Raw genomic sequence first — 26,334 nt, forward strand, 5'->3', positions numbered from 1 at the left:
GGCCCCGGGCAGGCAAAGCGCAACCCTAGCGTCCCCGCGTGGGCGGTGCCATCCAGCGTGAGGGCCGGGAAGTAGCCCGGCGCTCGGGGGCCATCGGCTTCACGCATGGCGGCGTGCGCCAGGGCTCGCGGGCCCGGGGGCCGGACGGCCGGGCAACCTGCACGGGCGGGCAGCGGGCGAAGGTCCTGCTAGATTGCGCCGCCATGAACCGATTCCCTTCGACCCTCTTCACCGCGCTGCCCCTGACGGCGGTGCTCGTCGCCCCCGTCGTCGCGGACGCCTGCACCAGCATGCTGGTGACGAAGGGCGCCACGACGGACGGCTCCACGTTCATCACCTACGCGGCGGACTCGCACGAGCTGTACGGCGAGCTGTACTACACGCCCGCGCGCCGCCACGCGGCCGGGGCCATGCGCGACGTCGTGGAGTGGGACACCGGCAAGTTCCTGGGCCGCATCCCGCAGCCGGCCGCCACCTACTCGGTGGTGGGCAACATGAACGAGCACCAGCTCTCCATCAGCGAGTCCACCTTCACGGGGCGCAAGGAGCTGGAGGGCCCGGCGGGCATCATCGACTACGGCTCGCTCATCTACATCGCGCTGGAGCGCGCGAAGACGGCGCGCGAGGCCATCCAGGTGATGACGGACCTGGTGGCCCAGTACGGCTACGCGTCCACCGGTGAGACGTTCTCCATCGCCGACCCGAAGGAGGCGTGGATCCTGGAGATGATCGGCAAGGGCGCGGGGCAGAAGGGCGCGGTGTGGGTGGCCCGCAAGCTGCCGGACGGCTACCTCTCCGCGCACGCCAACCAGTCGCGCATCCGCCAGTTCCCGCTCAACGACAGCGCCACCACGCTGTACTCGGCGGACGTCATCTCCTTCGCGCGCGCGAAGGGCTGGTTCAAGGGCGCGGACAAGGACTTCAGCTTCGCGGACACGTACCACCCGCTGGACTTCGGCGGGCAGCGCTTCAGCGAGGCGCGCGTGTGGAGCATCTTCCGCCGCGCGGCCCCGTCCCTGAAGCTGGGCGTGGAGTACGCGGACGGCGCGGACACCACCAAGCGGCTGCCGCTGTGGGTCAAGCCGGACAAGAAGGTCTCCGTGCAGGACGCCATGGCCCTCATGCGCGACCACTTCGAGGGCACGCCGCTGGACATGTCCAAGGACGTGGGCGCGGGGCCCTACGCGGTGCCCTACCGCTGGCGCCCCATGACGTGGGACGTGGACGGCAAGAGCTACGTGCACGAGCGCGCCATCTCCACGCAGCAGACGGGCTTCTCCTTCGTCGCGCAGATGCGCTCCACGCTGCCGGACGCCATCGGCGGCGTGCTCTGGTTCGGCGTGGACGACACCTTCACCACCGTCTACACGCCCATGTACGCGGGCATCCGGCAGGTGCCGAGGAACTTCGCCCAGGGCGTGGCCAGCCGCGGTGAGTTCTCCTGGGACTCGTCCTTCTGGGTCTTCAACTGGGTGTCGAACCAGGCCTACGGGCGCTGGAGCGACATGATCGTGGACGTGCAGAAGGCCCAGGGCGACCTGGAGGGCCAGTTCCTGGCGGACCAGGCCAACATCGAGAGCATCGCGCAGGTGCTCTACAAGCGGACGCCGGAGCAGGCCCGCCAGTACCTCACCGAGTACTCCCTCCAGCAGGGCGACAAGGTGCACGCGCGCTGGCGCAAGCTGGGCGAGCAGCTGCTCGTGAAGTACATCGACGGCAACGTGCGCGACGCCACGGGCACGGTGGGCCACCCGCGCTACCCGGACGCGTGGTACCGCCGCATCGCCGCCGACAACGGCAAGATGCTGGAGTCGCGCGAGAAGCCGGAGCCGAAGCCCGCGGCCCCCACGCAGCCGGCCCAGCCCGCGGCCCCCGCGCAGCCGGCCCAGCCCGCGGCCCCCGCGCAGCCGGGCTCGAAGCCCACGGTCGCTCCGGCGCCCTGATGCCTCCGGAATTCCCGGCGCGCGGCGTCCGCCGGAGGGACGCCGCGCGCCGGGGCCGCGCGTTCTTGCGTGTGTCGGTGGACGGCTTGTGGCAGTGAGAGCCCCGGGCGGGAGGTGCGCGCGCCCGTTCCCGGAGGACGGTTCCTTGAGTGACGCCCCCACCGCAATGGCGCTGCCGTTCCGGGATGACGAGCTGGCGGACTTCCTCGCGCGGACCAGCCGCACGTTCGCGCTCGCCATCCCGCTGCTCGGCGAGCCGCTGCGCCGCGAGGTGGGCCTGGGCTACCTGCTCCTGCGCGTCGCCGACACGCTGGAGGACGCCGCCCCCTGGACGCGCGACGCGCGCCGCGACGCGCTGGCCGCCTTCGCGTCGCTGCTCCAGGAGGCGCCGGGCGTGGACGCCGGGGCGCTGGCCCGCGAGTGGCTGGCGCGCCGGCCCAGCGAGAACGCCGGCTACCTGGACCTGCTCGCGCGCACCCCCGAGCTGCTGGCGAGCCTGGACCCGCTGCGCCCGGAGGCCGGCGCCATCCTGCGCCACTTCGTGCTGAAGACGGTGCAGGGCATGGGGCAGGTGCTGGCCGGCGCGTCGGAAGAGGGCGTGTTGAGGCTCGGGTCGCTCCAGTCCCTGCGTGACTATTGCTACATCGTGGCGGGGCTGGTGGGCGAGCTGCTCACGGAGCTGTTCGTCCTGGACCCGCGCCTCGCGCCGTTCGCGCCCAACCTGCGCTCGCTGGCGCCGCTGTTCGGCGAGGGGCTCCAGCTGGTCAACATCCTCAAGGACGCGCGGCAGGACCGGAAGGAGGGCCGCGTGTGGCTGCCGGAGGGCGTCCAGCTCCAGGACGTGGAGCGGCTCGCGGGGCAGGATCTGATCGCCGCCGCGCGCTATGTGCGCTCGCTGTTCCTGGCGGGGGCGCCCCGGGACGTGCTCGCCTTCACCACGCTGCCGCTGATGCTGGCCCAGGCCACCCTGGAGCTGCTGGTGCGCGACGGCGCGGGCGCCAAGGTGTCGCGCGCGGTGGTGACGGCCCAGCTCGACACCCTCCACGCCGCGCTCGAACGGGGCTCGCTCCCGGAGGCCGTGGAGGCGCTCGCCGGGCCCCTGCCGGGCGGCGCCTGAAAAGCGTTGCCCGGGAAGCAACTCCCGGTCGCCGGAGCGGGATAATTCCCGTGCAGGTGTTCTCCTCTGGAGTCGTCTCCCATGAACTGCGCCCGCTCGGCCCCGGCGGTCATCGTCTACTTCCCCGCGCGTTCGGAGGCCTCGCCCCTGCGGGTGCAGCGCCGGGCGCTCCAGGCGGAGCGGAAGGGCGTCGCGGGGGGCCCGCCCTTCGCTGCGACGCGTCAGCGCGGGCTGTGGACGTTCCAGACGCCGGCGGGGCCGGAGCGGTGGCTGCCGGGCCGGGTGCGCGGGAAGGACCGGATGCATGCGTTCCTCCTGGACGTGCTGGGCTTCGGCGCGCTCATCCAGGCGTATGACATGACGGCGGACACGCGCAGCGACTCGCTGCCCGGGCACCCGGACTTCGCGAAGAACTTCGACCTGTTCCTGCACCACTACGCGGGCGCGCTGCTCAAGCGCGCTTCGCCGGAGGTGGCCTTCGCCCGCGCGCTGGGGCAGGTGGTGATGCTCAACGCCCAGCAGTGGGCCGGGCTGGGCTTCACGCTGACGGACGCCGGCCAGCGGCTGGTGGACGCGTGGCTCGCGGAGCAGGGCGTGGAGCTCAACCCTCCCGCCTGATGCGGCGCCCGGCGGGCCGCCTGCCTTCGGAGGGGGCCTCGGGAGACCCTGGGCGGACGGCGGGAGTCCGGATATGGGTAGGGCGATGACTGCCCTGGCCTACCCCATGCCGCTGTGTGTCGCGCCGATGATGGACTGGACGGACCGGCACTGCCGGTACTTCTTCCGGCTCATCTCCCGCCACACGCTGCTCTACACGGAGATGGTGACCACGGGCGCGGTGCTGCACGGCAAGCGCGACCGCCTGCTGGGCTTCTCGCCCGCCGAGCACCCGGTGGCCCTCCAGCTGGGCGGCTCGGAGCCCGCGGAGCTGGCCGCCGCCGCGCGCATCGGCGAGGCGTGGGGCTACGACGAGATCAACCTCAACGTGGGCTGCCCCAGCGACCGCGTGCAGTCCGGCCGCTTCGGCGCGTGCCTGATGGCGGAGCCGGACCTGGTGGCGCGCGGCGTGGCCGCCATGCGCGAGGCGGTGCGCATCCCGGTGACGGTGAAGTCGCGCATCGCCATCGACGACCTGGAGGAGTGGCCCACGCTGGAGGACTTCGTGCGGCGCGTCTCCGCGGCGGGCTGCACGCGCTTCATCGTGCACGCGCGCAAGGCGTGGTTGCAGGGCCTGTCCCCCAAGGAGAACCGGGACGTGCCGCCCCTGCGCTACGAGCTGGTGCACCGGCTGAAGGCCGAGCTCCCGCACCTGGACATCACCCTCAACGGCGGCATCAAGACGCTGGACGCGGCGGCCGAGCACCTGGGCCGCGTGGACGGCGTGATGATGGGCCGCGCGCCCTACGAGTCCCCCTACCTCCTGGCGGACGCGGACCGGCGCTTCTTCGGAAGCACGCAGCCGCCCCTCTCGCGCCACGCGGTGGTGGACGCGATGCTGCCGTACATCGAGGCGCAGCTGAGCCAGGGGGCGCCGCTGGGCGCCATCACCCGGCACATGCTGGGCCTCTTCCAGGGGCTGCCCGGCGCGCGCGCCTGGCGGCGGCACCTGAGCGAGAACGCCCACAAGGACGGCGCGGGCCCGGAGGTGCTGCGCGCCGCCGCCGCGAAGGTGCCGCGCGACGCGGACCTCCAGGCCGTGGCCTGACGTCAGCGCTTCGGGACGGTGGTGCAGCACCCGGAGCGCGCGCAGCGGACCCAGCCCTGGTCCTGGCAGCGCTGATCATTCGTGCACGCGGGCCCCTGGCCCGGCTGCCCGCAGGTGGAGGACGGGCCGCCTCCGCCGTCGAAGGGCTTCGCGGCCTGGATGTTCACGGTGGGGCAGCGCGGCTGAGCGGCAGGGCCCACGCAGCTGTTGGAGCTGCTGCCGGTGACGTTCCGCGGACACGTCATGGGCGCGGCGGGCCGCCGCTGCCCATCCACCGAGAAGCAGACGCCCACCTCCGCGAGGTTGCAGTCCGCGTCGCAGCTGAAGACCCCGCTGTCGCCCGGGCCGAACGCGGCGCGCAGCTCCTCCAGCGCCACGCTGCCGCCGACGTTGCCGCCAATCGCGGCGGGCGTCCCCCGCTCGCCCGGCAATGACAGCAGCGCGTCGATGGTGCTCTGGAAGAAGGTCCGGGCATCCAGCCCCGTGCAGCTGCCGTGCTTGGGCCACTCGTGGTTCGCGAGGAAGGAGTTGTCCGTGACGAAGCCCGGGCCGTAGGTGCCCATGGCGTGCGGAATCGTGGCGGGGTCGGGGAAGCACCCCGGGGGCGCGTCGCTGCCCTGACACTCGCAGAGCCCGCCGCAGTACGCGGGATAGGTGCAGTGCTGCTGCTGGGCCTCCTCGTCGTTGAACTGGGGCCACAGCCCGTGGAGGGTGAGGTGCGTCGCGCCGAAGGTGTCTTCCAGGTGCTCGCACTCCTCCTTGTCCGGGTGGGTGCGGCAGAAGGTGGGCGCCCACGTCAGCGCCAGCAGGTACGTGCCAAAGCGCGGCGCGGCGCACACGCCCGCTTGCGGCGTATCGCAGCCGCCGGTGAAGCAGTTGCAGGCGGTGGCCTGGGGCCGGCCGAACTCGAACTCGATGGCGTCGGGGCTCGCCTGGTGGAGCGGCCGGGCGGTGGTGACGGGCGGCGGGGTCGGGGGCGCGGGAGGCGGCTCGTGGTGCGTGCGGCAGCCCTGCGCGATGACCAGACATGCCCACAGGGCGAGGCGCGATGGTAGGCGCATGGCTTGACTCCCTCGGGACCGGGGCGGTTTGGCGGCACGAAGGTACGGAGGTGGGAACGGGCGCTACAGCCCGTGCCCCGGTCCACTGCCCGCGTCCGGACCCGGACCCTTTCCTCCGGCGGGCGTGCCCCCCAGCTCTTCCGTGGGACCCACACCCTCAGCGTCCTGTCCGGACGGCTGCGCATCCAGATGCGGGACGGCCAGGCGCTGGCCCTGGCGCCGGGCGACATCGCCTTCATTCCGCCCGGGCACGACGCCTGCTGGGGCGTGGGGGATGAGCCCTTCCGCGTCGTCGACTTCACGGGCGCTGAGGACTATGCCCAGTCCGGGGCGGGCAGGGCGGAGCCGCCGCCGCTCCAGTAGCCCTCGCGCCGGGCGCGCGGCTTCAACGGATGCCCATCCGCGCGAGCAGCGCGTCGACCACGCCGGAGACGCGGAACCGGTCCAGCCAGTCATCCACCTTGGAGAGGCCGGTGAGGGCCGAGAGGCGGCGCAGCACGTCCGCCGCCTGGGCGGCGGTGCGGATGCCGAGCAGCTCGAACAGGTGCGGGCGCCCCCGCTGATACAGCGCCGCGTCCAGGCGCTTCCAGGGATCCGCCCACGCCGGCTCCTCCAGGGGCCAGAGGGTCGCGCGGGCCGTCTGGGAGCGCGTCCGGTCGAGGATGGCGTTGGCGGCGCGGCGGCCCGCCTCGCACGCCCCCTCCATGGTGGCCAGGTTCGTGTACGTGCGGACGTAGTCCCCCGCCAGACAGAGGTTGGGAATGGCGCTCGCGGCCTCGGGGCGCACCTCCCAGGAGCCGGGCGGGTGGATGAGCAGGCCGGACGCGTTGAGGGGCGGCAGCCCGCCGCCGTAGTCCAGGTCGTCGTCGAGGTGGAAGGAGTGCAGGAGCTCGTCCGTCAGCACCTGCTCGTCGGGGTCGAGCCCGTTGAGCGCCGCCTTGAGCTGGGCCCAGACCTCCGTCTTGATCTCCTCCGGCGTGCAGTCCTTCGCGCGCTTGGGCACGAACGTGCCGGGCGTGTCCCAATCCGAGACATCGACGGACAGCAGCCCGCCCACCTGCCCATCGCCGAACTGGCGCCGGAACAGCCCCAGCTCGCGCCAGAACTGCGGCTGCGAGATGGACGTCAGCGCCCACGGCGAGTCTGGGTAGAAGGTGTGGCCGCGGACCAGCGGCACGTCCTCGTAGAGGAAGAACTGGATCCCCGTCATCCAGGCCACCAGCCCCTCCACGTCCGCCGCGCGCAGCCGCGCCAGCGCCGGGTCCAACGCGGCCAGCTCCGGCGTGATGAGGGCCTGCGCCGCCTCCAGCGGCACCGCGAGCACGTAGTGGTCCGCGGAGCGGGATTCGCCGTTGGCGAAGCGGGCCCCGGTGATGCGCCCGTCCGCGACGTCCAGGCCGGTGCAGCGCACGCCCGGGTGGAGCTGCGCGCCCAGCCCGCGCAGGTGCGCCACCCACGGCTCCAACCACATCTGGCTCGTGGGGCCGCCCATCGTCCGGTCGTTGTTCACCCCGCTCTGGGCATAGTCGAGCAGGAGCTGCAGGGTGATGACGCCCAGCGTCCGCGTGGACCCGCGCCGTGGATCCATGGCCACCATCGTGCGGGGCACGGCCCGCAGCTGCCGCTGGAACTTCGGCGAGTACGCATCCCCCTGCATGAAGTCCCACCAGGACAGCTTCTCGTACTGGCCCAGCCGGCGGTCTTCACTGGATGAGAGGAATTGGAGGGTCTTGAGCCCGTAGAGGCTGGCGTCGGCCTCGTCGAAGTCCAGCCGCTGGAAGAACAGCTCCAGGGCCTCCAGGAGGTCATAGGGCTTGTCCAGCCGGCGGCGGGAGAAGCGATACCACGTGTCCGCGTCGATGGGCGCGATGGCGCTCTCCGTGGTCGCCTGGAGGTGCTGGTCCACGGTGGGCGTGGCCGCGCCGGGGGCGGCGGGCGTGCGCTGCATCATGTCGATGACGTGGCGGTAGAAGCGCGGGTAGAAGCGGAAGCCGTGCTCGCCCGGCAGGTCGCGCCGTCCGCCCGTCCCGGTGCCGGCCACCGGCTGCGAGCGCGCCTTGCCGCCCCAGGTCGTCCGCGTGTCGTAGACGTGGACCTCGAAGCCGCGCTCCGCCAGCTCGTGCGCGGCCGTCAGCCCCGCGATGCCCCCTCCCACCACCAAGACGTTGGGCATGTGGCTCTCCCGGCGGTGCTGCGTGTGCCCACGGGAGCGTCGCTGATGAGCCCGCGAGTCCGCATCACCCCGGAGTGCGAGCGAGATGTCTTGGATGAACGGAGGAGAAGCGCGTCAGGGCGGCGATCGCCAGGCCCAGGACGACGACGCTGAAGACAGACGCCTCCAGGCCGTAGGCGCCGCCCGTGAGCCACTCCGGGCGGCCGTGGAAGACAGGCGTCCACCAGCCATGGGACTCCTTGCCGCTCACGCCGAAGCCCATCGTGCCCAGGAGCCAGTTCCAGCCCATGTGCACGCCCACCGACAGCGCGAGGTGCCGGGTGCGCAGGTAGCACAGGCCCAGCAGCCAGCCCGCCATGAAGGTGGAGAGCATCGCCACGACGCGCGTGGGGACCTCCATGTCCGTGCTGAACGGGTGCGCGAGGCAGAAGACGAGGGAGATGACCCCCTGCGCCCAGCGCTCGCCCAGGCCCCGGATGGCGCGCTGGAAGAGGTAGCCGTGGAACAGCGCCTCCTCGAAGAGGCCCACGCCCAGCATCAGGCAGGCCCCCTTCACGACCGCGGCCACCTGGGCGTTCGCGGCCCGCTCCAGGTGGTAGCCGCCGGCCGCCCAGCCGCCGAGCGCCACCAGCCCCACGAGGATTGCACCCACCACCACCCCGGCTCCCAGCTCACGGCCCGCCCGCCAGTCCAGCGACATGCCGAGCGGCGCCAGGGCCACGGGCTGCTTTTCGAGATAGAGGAAGTCGAGGCTCACGAGCAGCACGCCCACGAAGCCGAAGAGCGGGGGCGGCGCGAAGGGCCTCACGACGTCCGGCAACACCCGCTGGAGCGCCATCAGGATGCCCGCCAGGAGGGTGGCCGTCACGACGAAGCCGAGGCCCTTCCAGCCGTTGCGCAGGTGCCCTTCGGCGTCCCGGAAAACTGCCTTCATGGTGCTCGACCTCGCGGCGTGATTGGGCGGTCCTGCCTACAACCAACGCGGGGGCAGGGGAAGGATTGCTCCCCCGCTTCGCGCGTGGGACAACCCGGCGCATGCGCACGGTCCCGAAGATGATCCGCCGGGGCGACCTGTTCTGGTGCGAGCCGGACGAGGCCCGGGGCTCCGTTCCGCCCATCGCCCACCCCTACCTCGTCATCCAGGAGGACGTCTTCAACCGCTCCCGCATCCACACCGTCATCGTCTGCGCCCTGACCTCCAACCTGAGAAAGGCGGATGAGCCCGGCAACGTGCTGCTCGACGCGGGCGAGGGCCACCTGGCGAAGCGGAGCGTCGTGGTCGTGTCCCAGGTGTCCTCGGTGGAGAAGACGCGGCTCGGCGAGCACATCGGGGCGCTCTCCGACGCGCGGGTCGAACAGGTCCTCGCGGGCCTGCGCTTCCAGCAGGCGTCGTTCTTCCACGACCCCGAGGCTTGAGCTGGGGCGCGGGGCCGGAGCGCGAGTGGCCTTCCGAGTAGACGAGGCCCGGGCGTGGTGAGCCGAGGCAACACAGTGGATGCCGTGCGACACGCCCAGGCCCCGGTCAGGCTCGTCGTCGCGGAGCTGCGGGTGGAGCTCAGGCGGGCTGGGCGCGCGCCACGGAGTCCAGCTCCTTGAGTGCGTCGTCCGGCAGCTGGAGCTCGCCCGCGGCGAGGTTTTCCCTCAGGTGCGCGACGGACGACGTGCCAGGGATGAGGAGGATGTTGGGCGAGCGGTGCAGCAGCCACGCGAGCGCGGTCTGCATGGGCGTCGCGCCGAGCCGGGCCGCGACGGCGGACAGGGTGGAGGACTGAAGCGGGCTGAAGCCTCCCAGCGGGAAGAACGGCACGTAGGCGATCCGGTCGCGCGCGAGCGAATCGATGAGCGCGTCGTCGCCCCGGTGCGCCAGGTTGTAGTGGTTCTGCACGCAGACGATGTCCGCGATGCGCCGCCCGTCGGCGACCTGCTTCGCGGTGACGTTGCTCAGCCCGATGTGGCGCACCAGGCCCTGGCGCTGGAGGTCCGCGAGGACGGTGAGGGGCTCCTCGATGGGCCCTTCGGCGGGCCCGTGCGTGTCGAACATGAAGCGCAGGTTGACCACGTCCAGCACGTCGAGCCCCAGGTTGCGCAGGTTGTCGTGCACGGCCTGGGTCAGCTCCTCCCGCGAGAAGGCAGGGAGCCAGGAGCCGTCGTTGCCGCGCCGGCCGCCAATCTTGGTGACGATGACGAGCCCGTCCGGGTAGGGCGCGAGCGCCTCGCGGATCAGCTGGTTGGTGACGTGCGGGCCGTAATAGTCGCTGGTGTCGATGTGGTTCACCCCGCGGGCCACGACCTCGCGCAGCACGGCGCGGGCGGCGTCCGGGTCCTTGGGCGGGCCGAAGACGCCAGGCCCCGCGAGCTGCATGGCCCCATAGCCGAGGCGCTTCACGGGGCGGCCCCCGAGGGGGAAGGTGCTGGAGGAGTCGATACCGGGCATGCTCATCTCCTTTCGAGATGGGACATGCATAGCCACCGTGGACTCTCAGGATAACGGGGCTTGACCCGAACAGGCTGTGCGGAGCGGCGAACAGTGAAGGTCGACCTGGGTGACTTGAACGCCTTCGTGGTGGTGGCGCGGGCCCGGAGCTTTCGCGAGGGGGCGCGCCTGAGCGGGAGCAGCGCGTCCTCGCTGAGCGACGCGGTCCGGCGGCTGGAGGAGCGGCTGGGCGTCCGCCTGCTCAACCGGACGACGCGCAGTGTCGTCCCCACCGAAGCCGGCGAGGGCCTGCTGGAGCGACTGGCGCCCGCGCTGACGGAGATGGAGGCCGCGCTCGACGTGGTGAACGGCTTCCGCAACCGGCCCGCGGGCGTGCTGCGCCTCAACGTGCCCATCAGCGCGTCGCGGCTGGTGCTGCCGCGCATCGTCCCGCCGTTCCTCGCCGCCTACCCCGACATCCGCCTGGAGGTCATCACCGAGGACAGCTTCGTGGACGTCATCGCGGCCGGCTGCGACGCGGGCATCCGCTACGACGAGCGGCTGGAGCAGGACATGATCGCCGTGCCCATCGGGCCTCGGGTCCAGCGCAACGCCACGGCCGCGGCTCCGGCGTACCTGGCGCGGCATGGGCGGCCGGAGCACCCCCGGGACCTGCTGCGGCATGCCTGCCTGCGCGGCCGCTTCGCGAGCGGCGCGATGACGTCCTGGGAGTTCGAGCGAGACGGCGAGGTGGTGACCGTCGAGCCCACGGGCCCGCTCATCGTTCGGGTGGGCGGGGCCACGGACCTCGCCGTCGACGCCGCGCTCGCGGGCACCGGCATCGTGCACCTCTTCGAGGACTGGCTGCGCCCGCACCTGGACAGCGGAGTTCTGGTGCCCGTCCTCGAGTCCTGGTGGCAGCCGTACCCGGGGCCGTTCCTCTATTACCCCGGGCGACGGCTCGTACCCGCGCCGCTGCGGGCGTTCATCGACTTCATCAAGACGCCGGACGCCGCGCCGTGAGGCGGGGCCGCGCTACTCCGGCTCCTCCGTGAGGGTGAGCTGGAGGTCTTCTGGGTCCCCGGCGTCCTTGTAGAGGGTCGCATAGGCCTTCCACTTCACGTCGAGAGCGCCCTCGGAGGGCGCTCCCTGGCGGTCGAACTCCAGCCGGAACGTGGTGTCGACCGAGTCGGTGGGAGCCGCCAGCTCCGTGCTCGCGCCGAGGTACAGGGAGTCAAAGTGGGAGAAGGGCTTCATCACGAGGGTGAGCTCGTCCTGGACCTCGCCGTCCGGGTCGCTGACCACACGGAGGCGATACCAGGGCAGCACGTCCGTGCGGGTCTCTTCCCCCGGCCACCACCTCACGGAGGTGCTCACGACGAGCGAGACCCCGGTGAACTTCGCGCGGGCCTTGTCGCGAGTCCCGCCTCGAAGCCGCAGGCGTTTGACGACATGGGGCTGGGCCGCGTCCAGCGTCAGGGGGTGCTCCTCCGTGGAAGCCTCCACGAACCCAGACGTGTCGCAGGCGCACGCCAGCAGGGCGAACCCGAGGGGCAGCAGACCCCGTGCGCGAGCCAGGGGCGCCATCATGGAAACGGGCATGGTTGTCTTTCCTGGGGATGTCAGCGTTCGGACAGGGTCACGGTGAAGCCCTTCGGGATGCTGGTGTCATTCAGCACGTGCGCGAAGGCCTGGGCCGTCCACTCCATGTCGACGGTGCCAGGGAGCGCGTTCGCCTGGACTTCAAAGGCGACCTGCACGGTCCATTCACAGCCACGATTCAGGGGGCACTCCTCGCCGAGGCGCGAGAGGCTCTCCAGCGTCACGGTGACGCCGGACTCCAGGACGCCGCTCTGGCCTCCCAGGGCGAACGTGTCATTGAAGTGGCTGATGTTCAGCCACGGCTGTGTCGTCTGGGCTGGGTCGTCCGGCGTCCACTTCGCCTGGGTCTGGAGTCGCAGCTCGCCCGCCACCGGATCCGAAGCGTTCTCCGCCGCGGTGACCCGGACGACGAAGGTCCGAGTGACCCTGGCGTTGGCCGTAGTCAGTCGGATGGGCGTGCCGGTGAGGGGCGTGGACGCCACGTCGTCGGACTGGGGCTGCGACGTGGCGACGACACTGGCGCAGGCGAGCAGCAGCACCGCGCGAGAGGCCCAGGCGCGTGTCGCGGTGGGGATTCGCTCGGAGAGGGAGGGACGGGCTCGGCGCATGGCTTTCTCGGGCGGTCGTGAAGGCTCCGGACGTGCGGGGGACGCCCGGGCGGCGCGACACACAGCAAGCTCAATGCCACGCACTCCCAGAGGGACCCGGGGCTCGCGAGCCGTGCCCTGGTGTCATCAACATGACATGCGTGTCATACGACAGCCGTTGGTGCACCTGGAGTGTGGGCTGGAGATTGACTCCTGGTGTTTCTGCTTTTTATGGTTGTTCTTGGAGAACGGTTATTGCGCGCTGCATCCCGCGGCGGTCGCGTCCCCGAGCTCCAGGAGTGAGCGACGTGAAGCTTCTTCGCCAGAACCCCACCCTTGCGGCGGCCCTGACGTCCCTGCTGGCCGCGGGCTCCGCCTCCGCGGCGAGCCGGGTCGACCTGCATCAGCAGGACCTGGGAGCGATCCGCCTGCGGAGCGCCACGCTCGCCGGGGCCGGGAGCGTCATCAGTGAATCCGCGCGCCATGTGCAGGCGCTGGGCCTCGAAGCGGGCTCGGGGCTGACCCTGCTCGACAGCGTCAACGACCACGGCGTGCGCAACCACCGCTATCAGCAGACCTTCCGGGGGCTGCCCATCTTCGGCGAGCACGTCATCATCAACGAGGATGACCACGGAGCGCTGCGCACGCTGTTCGGGCGCAAGGTCACCGGCCTGGAGCGCGACATTCCGGAGGGGGCGCCCCGGCTGTCCGCCGCGGAGGCGCTGGAGTTCGCCAAGGCGGCGAGCCTGGGCGACCGCGTGCGCGCCATGTCCATCGAGAACGAGCGCTCCGAGCTGATGATCTACGTCGATGACGACGGCCGCGCGCACAAGGCCTACGTCGTCAGCTACTTCGCGGACCTCGTCGGTGGCGGGGCGCCCACGCGGCCCATGGTCATCGTCGACGCGGAGGATGGCCGGGTGCTCAAGCAGTGGGAGAACCTGCAACATGTGCTCATCGGCACGGGCCCTGGCGGCAACGCCAAGACGGGCCAGTATGAGTACGGCACGAACTACGGCTACATGGACGTCGCGCAGTCGGGCACCACGTGCACGATGAGCAACACCAACGTCCAGACCGTCAACCTCAACGGCGGCACCAGCGGCTCCACCCCGTTCTCCTATACGTGCCCCCGCAACACGGTGAAGAACATCAATGGGGCGTACTCGCCGCTCAATGACGCGCACTTCTTCGGCAGCGTCATCTTCAACATGTATCAGGCCTACGTGGGCAAGCCGCCGCTGACCTTCCAGCTCACGATGCGGGTGCACTACGCCACCAACTACGAGAACGCGTTCTGGAACGGCTCGGCGATGACGTTCGGCGACGGGTACACGACGTTCTACCCGCTGGTGAGCCTGGACGTCGGCGCGCACGAGGTGTCGCACGGCTTCACCGAGCAGAACTCCGGGCTGATCTATTCCGGCCAGTCCGGCGGCATCAACGAGGCCTACTCGGACATCGCGGGCGAGGCCGCCGAGTACTACATGCGCGGCACCAATGACTTCCTCGTCGGCGCGGAGATCTTCAAGAGCAGCGGGGCGCTGCGCTACATGGCCAACCCGCCGCAGGACGGCCGGTCCATCGGCCATGCCTCCAACTATTACAACGGCCTGGACGTGCACTACTCGTCCGGCGTCTACAACAAGGCCTTCTACCTGCTGGCCACCAAGCCGGGCTGGGGCACGGTGAAGGCCTTCCAGGTCTTCGCCCGCGCCAATGATTTGTATTGGAGCCCGAGCACGGACTTCAACCAGGGGGCGTGCGGCGTGCAGACCGCGGCGCAGGACTACGGCTTCAGCGTCTCCGACGTCGTGTCTGCCTTTGCGTCGGTGGGCGTGAGCTGCGGCAACGCGGTGGAGCTGTTCCGGCAGACGGACACCAGCGGCAAGCTCACCATCGCGGTGTTCGAGCGCTACGCGACGACGAGCGCGGGGGTGAACACCAACTTCGCGGTGACGGTCCCCAGCGACTTCGTGGTGATTGGCGGCGGCGGTGAGGGCAAGGAGGCTCCGTCGGGCAACCTGCTGACCGCTTCGTATCCCGACACGGGGCTGACCTCGTGGCTGGTCTCCACCAAGGAGCACCTGATCGCGGATCCGGTGCAGGTGCGGGCGTGGGCCATCGGCCTGAAGGTCGCGGGGCTGACCCCGACGCAGCTGCGCGGCTACCTGACCGTCAGCACGGCGACGAGCGGCACGGTCGCGCACCCGGACGTCACCGCGTCCCTGCCGGCGGGCTACGTGCTGGCGGGCGGCGGCATCCGGGTGAACTGGTCGGGCGCGGGCAACCTGGCCACGGCCTCGGCGCCCTCCACGTCGACCTCCTGGCGCGTGCGCTCGAAGGACCACACCAGCTCGGCGCCCGCGACGGCGACGGCGTATGCCATTGGCATCAACAGCACCATCCCGGGCGTGGGCACCCTTGGCAACGTCATCAACAGCGGCACGTCGTCGGTGGCCTCGCACCCCAGCTACACCGCGGGGCTGAGCAGCGGCTATGCGCTCAGCGGCTGTGGCGCGTTCGTGAACTGGAGCGGCGCGGGCAACATGCTGTGGCGCATCCGGCCGGTGAACTCGGGCTGCGCGGTGGCGTCGAAGGACCACGAGGACGCGTCCCCGGCGTCCATCTCCGCGTACGCGCTCGGCCTGCGCGTGTTCTGAGCGGGAGGCGGTTCCAGGAAGGCGCCTCGGGCAGCCAGGGGGGAAGGGGGCTGTCCGTGGGGCGCTCCGGGATTCTCAGCCGCGCCGACCTGTCAGGGGGCGGCAGCGGCTACAGCCCGACGACGAACAACTACGTCAACGCCGGGGTGGGGGGCCCTCGGCTCATCCTCGCCGCCAAAGGCAACATCATCATCCGCGGAACGGTCGACGTCGCCGGCCGTCCCGCCGTCAACAACCATCCGTCGACCAACCCGGCGACCCGGTGGCGGGAGGAGGAGGAGGAGGAGGCGGCGGCGGTGGCGTCGTCAGCCTCGTCTCGCGTGGCACCATCACGGTGGATGGCGATGGGAAGATCTCCGCCAACGGGGGCAACGGCGCCAACGGCTGGGCGGGCTCCAATCCGGTCGCGGGAAACATGTATGGAGGAGGTGGGGGTGGCGGTGGCGGCATCGTCCAATTCCTTCCCTCGACCCCGCCTGTCATTGGAGGGGCCGACAATGTCAACGTCGCGGCCGGCGCGAAGGGGCTGGCCAACGTCTCCGGCACACCCACGACCCTGGTGCAGGCCGGTGGCGGGGGAGGGGCGAGCGGAGGAAGCGGCGGCAGCGGCACCTCCTCCACGTCCGGGAGCGGCGCGGCCGAGGCAGGAGCGCAGGGGCAGATCATCAAGACGGTGACCTCCCAGCCAGAGCTGCTCTTCTATTGAATGAACGCGGGGGGAGGCCGGGCGATCGTCGCGCGGGCCGCGCACTGCGCGGCTCCTCCGCGCAGGTGGCGTCGCGCGGCTTCGCGGACGCATACGTCGGTCCGCTGAGCACGCCCGGCATCACCCCTGGAGGAGCGAGACGGCGCGCAGGTTCTTCTCCGCGCCGCCAACGACCATGGATGCGCCGTCCCGGGAGAACGCAATGGCCCGATGCGAGCGGCCGCCAGCCTTGAACGCGCTCCAGCGCCCATCCCTTCCAATCTCGATGATCAGCCCGCTGCTGGTGCCAATGATGCCCAGCCCATCCGGGCGGAAGTGGATCGCGTCGCCGCGCGTCGACGTGCCGCGTGCCATGCCGCGCGCGAGCATTCCCAGCGAGTGACGCGCGAGCTCGTCGCCGCTCGCGGCATCCAGCACGAGCAGGTCATGGCTCACACCTCCGCCGACGGTCATCAAGCGGTTCGACGTGGGGTCGAGGGCCATGTCCGTGATGGTCCCTTCGGTGACGAGCCGCGAGGGCGCTCGCTGCCAGAGCAGGCGGCCGTCGGCGATCCGCACGGCGGAGATGCGGGCAAACGAAGTGGCTGCATAGAGGACGCGGCGGTCAGGCGAGAGCACCGCGCACACTTCCTCGTCGAGCCACCGGATCGGCAGCAATGACTGGCAGCGGAGCGTGCGCAACGAGACCCGCACCAGGGATGGCTCTGGCGTGACCAGGGCGGGCGCGGCGGCGGCGATCGCCGGGTCCACCCGGCGCGTCTCCGCTGGGACAAGGCCTCCGTCGCCAAGCGCTGTCCTCCAGTTCGGGGACTGGGCGATGAACTGCTCATCATCCATCCATGCGAAGGGCCGCATGACGGGCAGGGTGTGAACGACCTGGAAGGTGTTCAGGTCGATGACCTGGCAGGAGGCTGCCTGACCCGCGAGCAACGCGCCTCCCGCGAGGAGCCAGCGCCCGCTGGGAGAGAGCGCGCCGGGGCCGCGCACACCCGTCAGCTCGGCCTCGACCTCGAAGCTGGTGGCGCTCCGGCGCAGCAGTCGCCCCGTCTTGCTGGCGCTCCCCGGCGCCTCGATGACCAGGAGCGCCCCCCCTGGCTCGAAGGCGAGGAACTCGACAGAGGGGACGGTGTCCTTCGCGATGACCGTGGACGCCGCGCGGGGGGCCGCTGGCCCGCGCCGAGGGAGCAACTCCACGCAATCCGTCAGTCTCATGCGGGGACGCTACCACGCCGTCGCCGCGTGCCCGCTTCCGCTCAACGCGAGCGCTGCAAATGAATCATCGCCTCATCCAGCAGCGCGGCCACCCCTCGCCGCACCACGTGCACGACCTTGCGATGGTGCGCGGAGGCCAGGTGCGTGTAGTGGCTGGACACCTTGTGGTGCAGCTCCGTGGCGCCCCACACCAGCACCAGGTCCGCCCACTCCAGGTCGCTCCTCGCGCGGTCCGCCGTGCGGCGCTCCGTGCCGTCCACCATGCGCAGGGAGATGTGGCCGCCCAGCTTCGTCTCCAGCTCCTCGCGCACCGCGGGCGAGCCACCGACCACCACCACGCGCTGCACGCCGCGCTGGTGGCACATCTCCAGGAAGGCCACCTCCGCGCGCCGGTTGGCGCTGCCGCCGCATCGCGCGCAGTGGCTCCGGGGCTCCACCCGCAGGGGCTCCCGGCCGCTCGCCGTCGCCACCTGGAGGCAGGCGGGATCCGCGCACACCTGGAAGAAGCGCTCGGCCAGCACCTCGGCCGCTTTCAGGAGCTTGGGCTCGCTCATCCGCGCCTTGCCCGGCCGCGTGAGGCCTGCCTCCTCCAGCACGCCCCGCGCTCGCGCACGGGCGTCCATCAGGGTGACGCCCCGCTCGGCCAACCACCCGTCGATGTCCCGGTCCGCGCTCATCGCTTCGCCATTGGGGCAGGAGTAGCGGCGAACAGCTCCGACTGCATCGGGACGGGCCCGGAGGGCTGCGCCAGTCCGAGCGCCTCGCGCACCGGACCGAAGCTCCGGCGGTGGATGGGCAGCACGCCCAGGGCCTGGATGGCCTGCACGTGCTGCGCGGTGGGGTAGCCCTTGTGCGCCGCCAGGCCGTAGCCGGGATACCGCGCGTCCAGCTCCGCCATCAGCCGGTCGCGCGTCGTCTTCGCCAGCACGGACGCCGCCGCGATGCTCAACGACAGGGAGTCCCCCTTGATGATCCCTCGCTGCGGCGCCGGGCACTGGGGAATCGTGCGCGCGTCCACCAGCACGTAGTCCGGCGTCAGCCCCAGCCCCTCCACCGCGCGCCGCATGGCCAGGAGCCCCGCGTGGTAGATGTTCAGCTGATCAATCTCCTCCACCTCCGCCCGGCCCACCGCCCACGCCACCACGTCGCGCTTGAGGGCCTCCGCCAGCGCCTCGCGCTTGTCCGGGTCCAGGATCTTCTTCGAGTCGTCCAGCCCCTTGAGCTTGTAGCCCCTGGGCAGGATGGCCGCCGCCGCGACGACGGGGCCCGCGAGCGGCGCCATGCCCGCCTCGTCCACGCCCGCCACCTTCAACAAGCCCTGCTCCCACAGCTCCGTCTCGAACTTCAGCAGGTGCCGCAGCCGCTGCCCCTCCGCCCGGTTCCGCTCCTGGCGGGCGCGGAGCCTCTTCGCGAGCGCCTGCGCGCCCTGGCGCGGGTCTGCTTCCAGCGCCTCCAGCAAGCCCTGGGGGAGGGGCTGCGCCTGGGTGACGAACCGCCCGGTCAGCTCGGTGACCGAGCATGCGAGCAGGGCCTGCACATTTTCCGCGGACATGAGGGGAACCTTCGGGATTGCCTACCCTGCGGGTAGCGCGGTTGCACGGCTTACTGGAGCGGGGGGACGCCAGTGCCGCGACAACACGCCCGCACGCACGCCGTCAGGCCAGACGGGCGTGCGGAGAGGCTGGGGGAGAGCCGGACCGACGCGGACGCGCGCATGCGGGTTTGACGCATGGCGTAAGTGGTATCGCGTGCGGCCGGGTGTGCACAACCGCCCGACGGCCCGGAGCGGTGGATTTTTCGCGTGCCCCGGGCCGCGCGGGTGGGTCTTCCGCTCAATCCTGAAGCTTGAGCGTCACCGATTCGGGAACAGGCGTGCAGTGGCACTCGTCGCACGTCCACTCCACGCGCTCCGCGCGTGTCACGTGCGAGCCCGCGGTGGCCACCACGCGGATGGGGCTGGGCGCGAGCGTCTCGTTGATGGCCGTGGTGACGCCCCGGTCATCCGTGACGCCAGTGATGCTGACGTTGCTCTCCAGGTTGGTGGCCGTCACGGACGCGCCCTGGATGTACGCGCCGTCCGACGACATGACCTCCACGCGCAGCGACATCGGCTCCGCGCAGGTGTCCTCGTGCCGGTTCGCGCTGGGGGCTTCATCACAGCCCGTCACCAGCGCGCTCACGAGGAGCCCCAATCCCCCATACGTCTTCAGCCGCTTCCCCATCCCCACGCCCCCAACCCGTTGCATGCAGGGAATCTGGTACCGGGGGACGGGGGCTGCAATGCATGTATCAGGCGGCGGGAGACAGCCGCGCGTGGGCAAAACGTGCGGCCTCCGTGTCCGGATAACGGTGCAGGATGTACCGGTAGATTTCCTCCGCGCGCGCCGTGTTTCCCAACTTCTCCCCCTGCACGCGCGCGAGCAGCACCAGCGCGCGGGGCGCGGTGGGCTCATCCGGCGCCGTGTCCGCCGCGGCTTCCAACGCCTTGACCGACAGTGGGAAATCTCCTTCCACCGCCGAGGCCTGTCCGACGAACAGGTGGTGTGACGGCGAAAGCTTCAGGCGCGGCGGAACGGGGAGCCCGCGATACAGCGCCAGCGCCTTCGCCACGTCGCGCGCCTCCACCGCCGCGGCGAGCTCCGCCGCCTGCTCGGCCTGGACGGCGTCGGGCGTGGGCGCGGAGGCGTCCAACGGCACGGGCCCGCGCAGCTCCGGGGGCGCATGCGCGGGCGCGGTGTTCCCCAGCACGGGCTCCAGGAGGTCGCGCGCGGGCAGGTAGCCCAGCGCGTCTCCGTGCACGTGGAGCACGAGCCCCAGCACGTTCGCCGCGGCGAAGGGCGCCAGGCACGTGAGCGCCTCCGCGAGCAGCCGGGGCACGAAGAGGATGGGCAATTGGAGCACGGCGTGCGCGACCCCGTGCAGCACCGAGTGCTCGAAGGCCAGGAGCAGGAACACGCCCGTCACGACGCGCGCGTCGCGCCCCACCGCGCGGATGCACGCGAGCGCGCGCAAGGGATTGAGCGCGGTGAACGCCGACCGCGTCATCGTGGCCACCAGCAGCGCCCACGGCAGCCACAGGGCCCCCAGGACCCACAGCCCCAGGTAGAGCGGATCCGCCATGAGGGCGGGCGCCCCCAGCGTCTCCACCGGGTGCGTGAGCCGCGCCAGCGTCTCGTCCGAGGACGCGGACGGCAGCAGGGTCCCCGCGCGCACGAGCGCGGGCAGGAAGACGCCCACCGTGACGCCCAGGCCGGTGAGGCCCGGCAGGAGGTTGTCCCGGACGAGGTCGGTGAAGCCGGGGGTGTCCGCCTCCGGATCCCCCCGGGCCGCGCCGCGCACGAGCGCGAAGAAGGCCGCCCAGAAGACGCCCAGCGCGAGCGTGAGGGGCAGCACCGCGATGAGCAGGACGCCCACCGCGAACGAGCGCAGCACGGCCAGCCCCAGGCTGACGGCCACGAGCGCCTGGAGCCCCGGTCCGGTGAACGGAAAGCGCAGGGCCTCGGGAAGCCGCGCCTTCAGGGAGCGATGCGCGCCGCGGTGGCGCAGGAGCACGTTCGCCGTGCCCTGGCACCCGGTGCAGACGGAGTACTCCACCGTGCCCATGCGCCGGGTCTCCACGCAGGCGGGGCACAGCAGGGCCTCGCAGTGCTCGCAGCGCCAGCCCGCGGCGGCGTCCGGGTGTCCTGCGCAGGAGGGCGGGGCGGTGGGGGTGGGAGCGGCCATGGGGCCGGAGCCTACGCCGGGCCGGGAGTCTCGTCCCAGGGGGACCCCAGCCACGCCTGGAACGCGGCCTTCTGCGCGTCCGTGGGGCGCTCCACCCGCTGGAGCCACGCGGCGTCCGCGGGCTTCTGGCCCAGCACCACCGGCACCTCCAGCAGGCGGTCGCGGCGGAACAGCGTCACCCGCACGGTGTCGCCGGGGCGCTTGTCCTCGCAGCGGGCGATGAGCCCCGCGCCGTCCACGCGCCAGCCGTCCAGCGCCACCACCTCGTCCTCCGGGTACAGGCCGGCCTCCAGCGCCGGCGTGCCCTCTGGCACGGTGGAGAGCGTGGAGGAGCCGCGCACGGTGACGCCCAGCCAGCCCTTGGGCTTGGGCTCGCCCTTGAGGCGCGGCGGCGTGCCGCCCTTGTCGTTGGGGGCCTCCCGCACGCGGAAGGACACCTCCAGCCCCACGTGCGCGAAGACGCCGTAGTCCAGGTCCTCCGTGGAGCGCACCGCGCGGTCGAAGAAGGGCGTCAGGTCCACGCCCGCAACCTCGCTCGCGGCCTTCTCCACGCCGTCCTCCGGGACGCCGGAGCCGTCGCCATGGCGTTGCCACAGCAACCGCATGACATCATCCAGGCACCTGGCGTCCCCGGTGGCGCGGCGCACCTCCAGGTCCAGCAGGGCGCACACGACCTCGCCCTTCAGGTAGTAGGAGATGGCGCTGTTGGTGGAGTGCTCGTCCGGGCGGTAGTGCTTCACCCAGCTGACGAGCGACGCCTCCGTGAGCGTCTGCACGCGGCGGCCCGGGGTGGAGTGCAGCAGGCTGAGCGTCTCTCCCAGCCGGGCCAGGTAGCGCGTGGGGGACATCAGCCCCGCGCGGCGCACGAAGAGGTTGTCGTAGTAGGCGGTGCCGCCCTCGAAGGCCCACAGGAGCGTGGTGTAGTTCTCCTGCGAGTAGTCGAACGGCACCATCGCGCGCGGCTTCACCCGCTTGATGTTCCACAGGTGGAAGTACTCGTGCGCCACCAGCGTGAGGAAGTCCTCCCAGCCGCGGCTGGAGGACAGGCCCGTGCGCGGGAAGAGCAGCGCGGTGGAGGCCTGGTGCTCCAGCCCGCCGCGGCCCTTGTCGGTGAGGTAGACGAGGAACAGGTAGCGCTTCAGCGGCAGGCCCTCGTACATGCGCGCCTGGGCTTCGCAGATGCGCTGCATGTCCGCGCGGAGCCGGTCCGCGTCCGGCACGCTGTCGCCCCACACCACCACCTCGTGCGGCACGCCCGCGGCCGTGAAGGTGAGCGGCGTGTGCGGGCCCACCTCGAAGGGGCTGTCCACGAGCGTGTCGTAGTCCGGCGCGAGGAACGCACCCCCGTCCGAGTCCAGCGCGCAGAACGTGCGCCAGCCCTGCGGCGCGTCCACGGTGACGTGGTGGGGCAGGGCGCGCGTGGCCTCCGTGTAGAGGAACACGGTGGCGCCGTTGAAGTAGGCGTGGCTGCCGTCCAGGTGGCTGGTGCGCACCGACAGCTCGTTCGCGTAGACGCGGTAGCGCAGGGTGACGGCCCGCCCCTTCGCGTCCACGCGCCAGGTGCGCTTGTCCACGCGGCGGACCGGCAGGGGCTGTCCGTCCGGGCCCCGCGCGGTGACGTCCTGCACCTGGCGGGCGTACTCGCGCACCAGGTAGCTGCCCGGCGTCCACACCGGCATCACCGCGTCCAGCACGTCGGGACCGGCGGGGAAGGTCGCCTCCACCTCGAACAGGTGCGCATGCGGGCGGGGCATGGCGACGCGGTAGTGGACGGCGAGCGACATGGACGTGAGGCCTTTCTTCGTCGGGGGACCGCGGGGTTACTTCGCCTTGACGAGCACGGCGCCGAAGAAGCCGTCGGTGCCGTGGGTGTGCGGGGCCAGGCGCAGGTACGGGCCGGGGCCGAGCTTCCCGCCCAGCTCCGCGCCCAGCACCTCCGCCACGGGGCGCACGCTGAAGTCGGGGTGCTTGGACAGGAAGTCCTCCACCACCTCTTCGTTCTCCTCGCGCAGCACGCTGCACGTGCCGTAGATGAGCCGGCCGCCGGGCTTCACCAGCATCGCGAAGCGCGCGAGCAGGGCCTTCTGCCGGCCCACGTGCATCTCCAGGTCTTCCGGCGTGAGGCGGTAGCGCGCGTCCGGCTTGCGGCGGAAGGTGCCGGTGCCGCTGCAAGGCGCGTCCACCAGCACGCGGTCCGCCTGGCCCTTGAGCGGCGTGAGCGCGGCGTCGGCCTCGGGGCCCTCGTGGGGGATGAGCTGCGTGCGCACGTTGTGGACGCCGGCGCGGCGCGCGCGCTTGCGCAGGTCCTCCATGCGGCCCTCGTCCACGTCCAGCGCGTGCAGGTCGCCGCGGTTCTTCATCTGCGCGGCCAACTGCAGCGTCTTGCCGCCCGCGCCCGCGCACGCGTCCACCACGCGGGTGGGCGGCGCGTCCACGAGCATGCCCAGCAGCTGGCTGCCCTCGTCCTGGATTTCGAGCCAGCCGTCCTTGAAGCTCTGGAGGGAGAAGAGGTTGAGCCGCGTCTCCATCACCAGGCCGAAGGGGGACAGCGGGGTGGGCCTGGTGGACTCCACGTCCTCCGCGGCCAGGCGCTCCTGGAGCTGGGCGCGGTCGCCCTTGAGCGTGTTTGCGCGGACGATGAGCGGGGCGCGCTCGTTCATGGCTTCGGCGGCGCGCGCGGCGTCCTTGCCGAAGACGGCGCGGAAGCGCTCCGCGAGGAAGTCCGGCAGCGACGCGGCGATGGGGAAGCGCTTGTCCTCCGGCAGGGCGTCCAGCTCCGCGGCGGCGTCCGGGAGCCGGTCGAGCACGGGCAGGTCCGGGCCCGTGAGCCCGCTGGAGCGCGCGACGTAGGTGGGGTCCTCGCCGTGGAGGATGCGGGACGCGGCGAGCCGCATGACGTCCTGGCGGGTGGCGTCCAGCGCGTCGAACTTCCGGTGCGACTTGTCCAGGAGGAAGTCCACGGTGCGCTGGCGGCGCAGGAGCGCGTAGACGCGCTCGGCCACGGCGCGACGCTCGGTGGAGTACAGGGCCGTCTTGCGGCGCAGCACGAACTCCAGGGCGCGGTCGGACAGGCGGCCCTCGCGGCGCACGCCGCCGTAGGCCTCCAGGCAGGCCTGGAGGACGAGGTCCTCGCGCAGGGGGCGGTTGGGGTTGGGGCGCGCGCGTTCATGCTGGGCGCGGCTGAGCTTCGGTTTGTCGGCGCGTCCACCGGCGCCCTTGCGCTTCGGAGCGCCAGGGCGGGACGGGCGGGGCCCACCGGACTTGGGGGCGCCGCCGCGGGAAGGTCCAGGCTTGCGAGTCGTGGCCATGTCGCATGGGCCTTCGCATCCCCCGGGCCGCGTTGACAAGCAGGGAACGCAAAAGCCACCCCCGGAAGGCCCTGGAGGGGTAGGCCGGAGGCGTCTGGGAGGCGTCTGGGAGGCGTCTGGGAGGCGTCTGGGAGGCGCTTCGGGGGCTTTCCGGGGCGGTCCCCCTGCTCGCCACAGGGGGCAAGAACCTGTCCGACGGTCGGACAGGTTCTCTGCCAGGGACAGCGGCCCCAGGCACGGGGCCGCCCGAGGCGGTCCGAAGACCTGTCCGACGGTCGGACAGGTTTCCGCGGCCCGCCTCCGGGGGCTCAGCGGTCGCGGCGACGGCGGCGCACGAGCCCGGCGATGAGGGCCGCGGCGGCGGGAATCAGGGCGGCGGACGGGCCGGCGGCGCAGCCACCGCCCCCGTTCGAGTCATCCCCCGGCGTGACGCCCGGCGTCGTGGGCGTGGTCGGGACCTCGGGGCGAGGGTCGGGGTCGGCTGGCGTGGTGCCGGGGGCTTCTCCGCTGTCGGTGCCGGGGGCGGTGGTGCCGCTGGCCGCCACGGTGACGACGGTGGTGGCCGTCAGCGGAGCCGCGCCCTGGACGGTGGCCGTGGCCGTCACGGTGTAGGTGCCGGCCTGGGCGAAGACGTGCTGGGCCTGGGGGCCCTCGGCGGTGGCGCCGTCGCCGAAGTCCCAGGTGACGGTGGCGTTGGCCTGGGAGACCGTCGCGGTGAACGAAGCCGCGTGGGGCGCCGTGCCGCTGGCGCTGTCGACGGCGACGTTCAGCGTGCCCTGGGGCTGTTCGGGCGGCGCGGCCAGCGTCTTGGAGAGGGTGAACGTGTCCAGGGTGCCGCCGTCCGTCTTCACCAGCTTCGCGGTGAGGGTGCCCTCCACGACGTCCACGTCGAGGAAGCCATGGGCCTCGTTGTCGCGGATGACGCTCCACGACGGGCGCGAGGTGGAGAACGTGCGCAGGGTGGCGCCGCCGCCGCCGACCACGAGGTAGGGGATGCCCTGCTCGTTCTTGCCTGCCTCGGCGTCGCCGAGCATGGGCTTGCTGCGTTCGTAGTCGTGGTCGTGGCCGGTGAGGACCAGGTCCACGCCGTACTTCTCGAACAGCGGGCCGAACTGGCGGCGCATGGTGAGCTGCGAGCCGTGCTCGCCGCTGGACCAGGAGGGGTGGTGGAAGAAGACGATCTTCCACGGCTGCGTGGTGGCGGCCAGGTCCTTCTCCACGAACGCCTTCTGCGCGGCGAGGGTGCACCTGGACGCGGACGCCAGGCCCACGGCGCAGTTGGAGTCGATGGACACGAAGTGCACGAACCCCCAGTCGAACGAGTAGTAGCGCTCCGAGCCCTCCGCGTTGTTGGTGGGCAGGTAGAGGTTGTCCAGGTAGGGCTGGGCCTCGTTGGTGACGTACTCGTGATTGCCGGGCGTGGCGAACATGGGCACCTGCGAGAGCAGGGCGGCCATGGGGGTGAAGAGGTTCGTCTGGAACTCGGTCTCGGTGCCGGACGCGTAGGCGTTGTCACCCAGGGCGATGAAGAGCTCCGGCTTGTTGGCGAGCATGGCGGCCGCGACCTTCTTCTGATCACTGCCGCCGGTGCCGAAGTCTCCCACGGTGGCGAAGTGCACGCGCCGCGTGCCGGGCACGGGGGCGGTGCTGAACGTCTTGGCCGGCGTCGTCTCGCCGCAAGCATCCACGGAGTACGTATAGGTGGTGGCGGGAGTCAGACCGGTGAGGACCACGGCGTGGATCTTCGCGCTGTCCGAGGACCGGGCGGCCTGGCTGGTATTGCCGACGCCGTAGCGCACCTGCGCGGTGGAGCAGTTCGACGACAGCCGGAATGCCACGGTGGCGGTGTCGGGTCCCACCTTCTGCAGATAGGGGTCACGCGGCAGGGCGAGCGCGTCACCCGAGGCAAAGCCCCCGACGAACAGGGCAGCCAGGGCGGCGAGCGAAAGAGACTTCGTCCGGTCCATGCATCCTCCGGCCCGAGACATTCGGGACGCAGGCGCAACCGTTCATGGCTCAACGTTCATCCGGAAATCAGGCGTTCGGAGGTAGGCAGGGGGACGGGCGCCCGTTGGGGCGGAAAGACAGACGGACGAGCATGCGTTGCATGTTTCAGCGAGG

23 protein-coding genes are annotated in these 26,334 nt (G+C 71.7%); 9 read left to right on the plus strand and 14 right to left on the minus strand.

Translation table 11 applies throughout. From position 1 onward, the window contains the following. Positions 1-203 precede the first annotated feature (203 nt). The 4 genes from U8525_RS17420 (at position 204) to dusA (ending at position 4,765) form a co-directional block, all read left to right on the plus strand. Positions 204-1,943: a dipeptidase gene (locus U8525_RS17420; RefSeq protein WP_374267050.1), complete on the plus strand. Its 1,740-nt coding sequence runs from the start codon at positions 204-206 to the stop codon at positions 1,941-1,943. A 145-nt stretch (positions 1,944-2,088) separates the two neighbouring features. Beyond that, positions 2,089-3,060 carry a squalene/phytoene synthase family protein gene (locus tag U8525_RS17425; RefSeq protein WP_374267052.1) on the plus strand — a complete coding sequence of 324 codons (972 nt, stop codon included), beginning with the start codon at positions 2,089-2,091 and terminating at the stop codon, positions 3,058-3,060. Positions 3,061-3,141: 81 nt separating this feature from the next. Beyond that, positions 3,142-3,678 (plus strand): hypothetical protein, encoded by a 537-nt coding sequence (locus U8525_RS17430; RefSeq protein WP_374267054.1) that lies wholly within the window; start codon positions 3,142-3,144, stop codon positions 3,676-3,678. Between the two features lie 85 nt (positions 3,679-3,763). Then, entirely contained in the window at positions 3,764-4,765 is a 1,002-nt protein-coding gene (dusA, locus tag U8525_RS17435) for a tRNA dihydrouridine(20/20a) synthase DusA (RefSeq protein WP_374267056.1), read from the plus strand. Positions 4,766-4,767: 2 nt separating this feature from the next. Here the strand turns inward: dusA and U8525_RS17440 are convergent, their stop codons facing one another. After that, the gene (locus tag U8525_RS17440; protein WP_374267058.1) at positions 4,768-5,826 is read right to left on the minus strand and encodes a hypothetical protein; all 1,059 of its coding nucleotides are present in this window, start codon (positions 5,824-5,826) and stop codon (positions 4,768-4,770) included. Between the two features lie 72 nt (positions 5,827-5,898). Here U8525_RS17440 and U8525_RS17445 point away from each other — a divergent pair, with 72 nt between their 5' ends. Next, complete coding sequence (locus U8525_RS17445) at positions 5,899-6,189, plus strand: cupin domain-containing protein (protein WP_374267060.1); 291 nt, start codon at positions 5,899-5,901, stop codon at positions 6,187-6,189. 22 nt (positions 6,190-6,211) lie between these two features. On the opposite strand, the gene U8525_RS17450 is transcribed toward U8525_RS17445, so the two are convergent. Continuing rightward, positions 6,212-7,999, minus strand: coding sequence for an FAD-dependent oxidoreductase (locus U8525_RS17450; protein WP_374267062.1), 1,788 nt, complete (start codon positions 7,997-7,999; stop codon positions 6,212-6,214). A gap of 64 nt (positions 8,000-8,063) precedes the next feature. Beyond that, positions 8,064-8,933 (minus strand): CPBP family intramembrane glutamic endopeptidase, encoded by an 870-nt coding sequence (locus U8525_RS17455; RefSeq protein WP_374267064.1) that lies wholly within the window; start codon positions 8,931-8,933, stop codon positions 8,064-8,066. A gap of 101 nt (positions 8,934-9,034) precedes the next feature. Here U8525_RS17455 and U8525_RS17460 point away from each other — a divergent pair, with 101 nt between their 5' ends. Then, positions 9,035-9,415, plus strand: coding sequence for a type II toxin-antitoxin system PemK/MazF family toxin (locus tag U8525_RS17460; RefSeq protein ID WP_374267066.1), 381 nt, complete (start codon positions 9,035-9,037; stop codon positions 9,413-9,415). A 139-nt stretch (positions 9,416-9,554) separates the two neighbouring features. On the opposite strand, the gene U8525_RS17465 is transcribed toward U8525_RS17460, so the two are convergent. Beyond that, positions 9,555-10,433 carry an aldo/keto reductase family oxidoreductase gene (locus tag U8525_RS17465; protein WP_374267068.1) on the minus strand — a complete coding sequence of 293 codons (879 nt, stop codon included), beginning with the start codon at positions 10,431-10,433 and terminating at the stop codon, positions 9,555-9,557. Between the two features lie 93 nt (positions 10,434-10,526). Between U8525_RS17465 and U8525_RS17470 the strand changes: the two genes are divergently transcribed. Then, positions 10,527-11,435: a LysR substrate-binding domain-containing protein gene (locus tag U8525_RS17470; protein WP_374267070.1), complete on the plus strand. Its 909-nt coding sequence runs from the start codon at positions 10,527-10,529 to the stop codon at positions 11,433-11,435. A gap of 12 nt (positions 11,436-11,447) precedes the next feature. On the opposite strand, the gene U8525_RS17475 is transcribed toward U8525_RS17470, so the two are convergent. Together U8525_RS17475 and U8525_RS17480 are read right to left on the minus strand one after the other, a co-directional pair. Beyond that, the gene (locus U8525_RS17475; RefSeq protein WP_374267072.1) at positions 11,448-12,014 is read right to left on the minus strand and encodes a hypothetical protein; all 567 of its coding nucleotides are present in this window, start codon (positions 12,012-12,014) and stop codon (positions 11,448-11,450) included. A 20-nt stretch (positions 12,015-12,034) separates the two neighbouring features. Continuing rightward, positions 12,035-12,622, minus strand: a complete 588-nt coding sequence (locus tag U8525_RS17480; protein WP_374267074.1) for a hypothetical protein — start codon at positions 12,620-12,622, stop codon at positions 12,035-12,037. A gap of 287 nt (positions 12,623-12,909) precedes the next feature. Here U8525_RS17480 and U8525_RS17485 point away from each other — a divergent pair, with 287 nt between their 5' ends. Further along, positions 12,910-15,264 (plus strand): M4 family metallopeptidase, encoded by a 2,355-nt coding sequence (locus U8525_RS17485; protein ID WP_374267076.1) that lies wholly within the window; start codon positions 12,910-12,912, stop codon positions 15,262-15,264. A 262-nt stretch (positions 15,265-15,526) separates the two neighbouring features. Then, on the plus strand, positions 15,527-15,970 hold the full coding sequence (locus tag U8525_RS17490) for a hypothetical protein (RefSeq protein WP_374267078.1): 444 nt from the start codon (positions 15,527-15,529) through the stop codon (positions 15,968-15,970). Between the two features lie 120 nt (positions 15,971-16,090). On the opposite strand, the gene U8525_RS17495 is transcribed toward U8525_RS17490, so the two are convergent. The 8 genes from U8525_RS17495 to U8525_RS17530 all read right to left on the minus strand — a co-directional run bounded on the left by U8525_RS17495 (position 16,091) and on the right by U8525_RS17530 (position 26,180). Next, positions 16,091-16,900 (minus strand): hypothetical protein, encoded by an 810-nt coding sequence (locus U8525_RS17495; protein WP_374267080.1) that lies wholly within the window; start codon positions 16,898-16,900, stop codon positions 16,091-16,093. A gap of 323 nt (positions 16,901-17,223) precedes the next feature. Beyond that, on the minus strand, positions 17,224-17,859 hold the full coding sequence (locus U8525_RS17500; protein ID WP_374267082.1) for a hypothetical protein: 636 nt from the start codon (positions 17,857-17,859) through the stop codon (positions 17,224-17,226). Next, positions 17,856-18,734: a ribonuclease HII gene (locus U8525_RS17505; RefSeq protein WP_374267084.1), complete on the minus strand. Its 879-nt coding sequence runs from the start codon at positions 18,732-18,734 to the stop codon at positions 17,856-17,858. The genes U8525_RS17500 and U8525_RS17505 overlap by 4 nt, the downstream gene beginning before the upstream one ends. Positions 18,735-19,014: 280 nt before the next feature. Further along, a complete protein-coding gene (locus tag U8525_RS17510; RefSeq protein WP_374267086.1) occupies positions 19,015-19,404 on the minus strand; it encodes a carboxypeptidase-like regulatory domain-containing protein in 390 nt (129 codons plus the stop codon). Positions 19,405-19,471: 67 nt separating this feature from the next. Further along, entirely contained in the window at positions 19,472-20,905 is a 1,434-nt protein-coding gene (locus U8525_RS17515; RefSeq protein WP_374267088.1) for a tol-pal system YbgF family protein, read from the minus strand. An 11-nt stretch (positions 20,906-20,916) separates the two neighbouring features. Then, the gene (locus U8525_RS17520) at positions 20,917-22,689 is read right to left on the minus strand and encodes a M61 family metallopeptidase (protein ID WP_374267090.1); all 1,773 of its coding nucleotides are present in this window, start codon (positions 22,687-22,689) and stop codon (positions 20,917-20,919) included. A 36-nt stretch (positions 22,690-22,725) separates the two neighbouring features. Continuing rightward, positions 22,726-24,213: an RsmB/NOP family class I SAM-dependent RNA methyltransferase gene (locus U8525_RS17525; protein WP_374267092.1), complete on the minus strand. Its 1,488-nt coding sequence runs from the start codon at positions 24,211-24,213 to the stop codon at positions 22,726-22,728. A 308-nt stretch (positions 24,214-24,521) separates the two neighbouring features. Continuing rightward, on the minus strand, positions 24,522-26,180 hold the full coding sequence (locus U8525_RS17530) for a metallophosphoesterase (RefSeq protein ID WP_374267095.1): 1,659 nt from the start codon (positions 26,178-26,180) through the stop codon (positions 24,522-24,524). Positions 26,181-26,334: the final 154 nt, after the last annotated feature.

Source organism: Corallococcus sp. RDP092CA (genome assembly GCF_041903675.1).
Classification (GTDB): domain Bacteria; phylum Myxococcota; class Myxococcia; order Myxococcales; family Myxococcaceae; genus Corallococcus.